Origin of the sequence: Campylobacter concisus, assembly GCF_002913225.1 — a bacterium.
Taxonomy (GTDB): domain Bacteria; phylum Campylobacterota; class Campylobacteria; order Campylobacterales; family Campylobacteraceae; genus Campylobacter_A; species Campylobacter_A concisus_J.
In genome coordinates, this window is record NZ_PPAW01000055.1 from 1 (window position 1) to 433 (window position 433).

1 protein-coding gene is annotated in these 433 nt (G+C 44.3%); it reads left to right on the forward strand.

The genetic code is table 11. The features are described 5' to 3' along the window. Window positions 1-396: Na+/H+ antiporter NhaC family protein (locus tag CYP26_RS08500; protein ID WP_275935737.1), on the forward strand; the 396-nt coding region annotated here is incomplete at its 5' end. Between the last annotated feature and the right edge of the window lie 37 nt (window positions 397-433).

The following is a 433-nucleotide window of genomic DNA, read 5'->3' on the forward strand; positions in this document are numbered from 1 at the left end:
ATTCAAGACCTTGAAGACAAAACTCTTGAGCCAAAAGAGGGCGTAAAACTAAGCGCTTCAAATGCGATAGTGCCACATCTTGTGCCAGTCATCGGCGCATTTACTAGCTTCTATTTTAGTGGTCTTGCTGCACTTGAGGGCGATACTCTTAAAAATGCACTTGCAAATCCACTTTCATTTTCAACCTTTAAAGATACTTTTGGCGCAGCTGACTCTGCTACATCGCTATTTCAAGCAGCGCTACTTGCCAGTATGGTGGCTATCGTCATGGGTGTTTGGCGCAAAATTTTTGATGTAAAAGAGGCCCTTCGCACATGGGTAAAGGGCTGGAACACTATGATCATCACAGTTGTTATTTTGCTTCTTGCATGGAGCCTCAGCGAGGTTATCAAATAGCTTGGCCCTTCAGGTTATTTGTTCGATCGCCCTCGTT